5 protein-coding genes are annotated in these 2,541 nt (G+C 68.6%); 4 read left to right on the forward strand and 1 reads right to left on the reverse strand.

Going from position 1 to position 2,541, the window contains the following annotated elements:
* Positions 1-540 precede the first annotated feature (540 nt).
* Entirely contained in the window at positions 541-843 is a 303-nt protein-coding gene (locus tag ACY45C_RS06240) for a hypothetical protein (RefSeq protein ID WP_462186700.1), read from the forward strand.
* Positions 844-952: 109 nt separating this feature from the next.
* A complete protein-coding gene (locus tag ACY45C_RS06245; protein WP_462186701.1) occupies positions 953-1,552 on the forward strand; it encodes an ATP-binding protein in 600 nt (199 codons plus the stop codon).
* Here ACY45C_RS06245 and ACY45C_RS06250 read toward each other — a convergent pair.
* Positions 1,542-1,667 carry a hypothetical protein gene (locus ACY45C_RS06250; RefSeq protein ID WP_462186702.1) on the reverse strand — a complete coding sequence of 42 codons (126 nt, stop codon included), beginning with the start codon at positions 1,665-1,667 and terminating at the stop codon, positions 1,542-1,544. The two genes, ACY45C_RS06245 and ACY45C_RS06250, sit on opposite strands and share 11 nt — an antisense overlap.
* A 50-nt stretch (positions 1,668-1,717) precedes the next feature.
* Between ACY45C_RS06250 and ACY45C_RS06255 the strand changes: the two genes are divergently transcribed.
* Both ACY45C_RS06255 and ACY45C_RS06260 read left to right on the forward strand, forming a co-directional pair.
* Positions 1,718-2,149, forward strand: coding sequence for a hypothetical protein (locus ACY45C_RS06255; protein ID WP_462186703.1), 432 nt, complete (start codon positions 1,718-1,720; stop codon positions 2,147-2,149).
* On the forward strand, positions 2,065-2,403 hold the full coding sequence (locus tag ACY45C_RS06260) for a DUF4037 domain-containing protein (protein WP_462186722.1): 339 nt from the start codon (positions 2,065-2,067) through the stop codon (positions 2,401-2,403). The genes ACY45C_RS06255 and ACY45C_RS06260 overlap by 85 nt, the downstream gene beginning before the upstream one ends.
* Positions 2,404-2,541: the final 138 nt, after the last annotated feature.

Here is a 2,541-nt window from a genome sequence, read left to right on the forward strand (position 1 = left end):
GCCCTTCCCCGGCTGGGCGCCCGATGATCTGACGGGGCACCGGCCGCGTCAAGGGCGTCCTTCGGGCGGTCCTTCGGACTGGCTGCGCCACCCTTGACCCGACCGGCGTCCCGCACAGGCGAAGGCGCTGTCCGGGGAACGGGACGAAAAAATGGGAGGCACGAGGAGCCGCCGTGGCCGCCCCGGCCGGTCCGCAGCCAGTCCGCAGGATGGTGAGATACCGCCGAAGACGACGGCAGATGCCGCAAGCCATCCGCGCAGGTCACGCGGCATCCGCCGAGGTCGGCGAGGTTTCCGGAAGTCCCTCATAATCCGTCGGTCGTGGGTTCGAGCCCCACCCGCCCTACGCATTTTTTGATCATGCCTCTGGCCTGGGCGAATGCGGTTTGCGATCTATCGCTTGAGATCCAGCGATGTGGAACGGCGCTGGTCAGGACCTCAACAGCTGGTTCGAGTCCCGCCTGGACGACCACGTTGCGGCCATGCGAACCGCCTCCGCCTCGCCGAGGTGCTGGGCAGCGGCGACTTCGGATGACATCCGTGGTTGTTATCCGAAGTCGCCGCTGGGTCATCACCAAGAACGTACAGGGCAACCTGTTCGCCGACGGCCTGGACGGGGACGAAGGGGGACGGTCACGTCCAGACGCCGTTCACGACCGTGGCCGCGGATGGCGGCGGTATGGACGTCTTCCGTGGCAGCGCCGTCGGCGCCGTGACGTGGAGGTCAAGGTCCTGATCGACTGCACCGCCGACGAGACCGAGCGTGTGCGGCGACTGCTCGACGACGTCTTGGGGATCGGCGGCCTGTTCGTGCGGCGGTGCGTGGAGACCGCCACCGCATGAGGGCCACACAGGCTGGTCGGACCCCGGGGCCGTTCGTCAACCGCGGGCATCGGTCGTGGTGTGTGGTGGGCGATGCTGGTCTGGCTGAACCTGACTATATCTTCGGCCGGTGCCGACCCTCATCTGGATCAATGGTCCGAACGCCGTCGGGAAAACCCAGGTCGCCCACAACCTGCACCGCAGACTGCCCGGAAGCTTCATCAGCGACCCTGAGCACCTCGGCTTCGCGATGCGTCGGATGCTCCCAAAGCCCCGCCGCAGGGACTTCCGCGACGTCCCCCTGTGGCGCCAAGCGGTCAGCGAGATGCTCCGCCTTGCTCTCCAAGGTCCCGAGAACCCGGTGATCGCGCCGATGACCATCCTCGATTCCGACCTGCTCGCCGAACTGACGGCCTCGACCCGCGCCGCCGGACACCGCGTCGCTCATGTCACGCTCCTCGTCGACCGCACGACAATGATCCGCCGCATCCACCGACGCGGTGAGACATCCCGCAGTTACAGTGCCCGCCAGCTCGACCACGCCCTCGACGTCCTGCAAGCCCCCGAGTTCGCCCGCCATCTCGGCACCGACACCCTGTCGATCTCCGCCGTGGCGGATGACATCGCAAGCCACGCCGGGTTCACGCTCGGCCCTGACACGTCAGGGCGACTCGTGCGACATGGACGCCAACTCGCCGTCCAGCTACGCCACATCCGCCTCAACGTTTGAAGATCAGCCGGCTGTCGCCAACCATCGCCGCCGCAAGCGCGTCAGAGCCGTTGGCCCGGCCGGCCCGGCGGCGGGCGAAGACCTGGTGCGCCGACGTGGCAGCGGCAGGGAGCATGGGACGTCGCCTGGTTCATGACAGGAAGCATTGAGGAGTAACTCAGAGCCGTGTCCGGTCGCGATCTTTCCCGGCGGTTCTACGAACAGGCGGTTCGGCCGCTGGCCGCGGGGGTGCCCCACGCTGCCGCGTTGCTCGGTGAGGGTTCCGAGGTGCTCGGCTTCGACGACGAGGTCTCCACGGACCACGACTTTGGCCCCCGCGTCCAGCTCTTCGTCCCGCCAGGTCTCGACACCACGCCGCTCGACGTCGCCCTGGAGAGGCTGCCGGCCGGGTTCGGCGGTTTCCCGGTTGTCTATCCCGACAGCGACACCGACACGACGGCCGGCCGCACCATCAGTAGGAAGAACCGTTCATCGGCCGCGCAGGTGGCCGCGGCGGCGACCTCGGCTCACGCATACTCACCGCCCGCGTCGCCCGCGACCTTGCCCGGATCGGATTCCTCCTCGAACGCCGCTGGGCCCCGTACAGCAAGTGGCTGATGACCGCGTTCGCGCAGTTGACCCTCGCGGACCAGGTCGGTCGGCACCTGCGCCACGCGCTCGACGCGACGCGGTGGCGGGAACGCGAAGCAGCGTTGTGCGCCACGGCCAGTCACCTCGCCGACGCCACGAACCAGCTTGGTCTGGCCGAGCCTGTCGACCCCGCGCCGCGCCGCTTTCATTCCCGGGACATCCGGGTACTCGGCGCCGGGCGCCTCACCCGTGCGCTGACCGATGCGATCAGCGATCCGTAGCTGCGAGCCCTCCTCACCCGGCTCGGACACCGACCCGACGGCCCGTTCGGCCATCTCCCCGGCGCGATCGACCAGGCCATCGACAGCGTCGAGGTCCTCACCCAACCGAGCCGCCGCCGCGACTATGCCCCCATGCTT

It is taken from the genome of Frankia sp. CcWB2 (genome assembly GCF_977927585.1).

Coding starts and splice junctions, on each gene's coding strand:
- ACY45C_RS06250 (WP_462186702.1), bottom strand. CDS start 1,667: ATGCTCCCTGCCGCTGCCACGTCGGCGCACCAGGTCTTCGCCCGCCGC.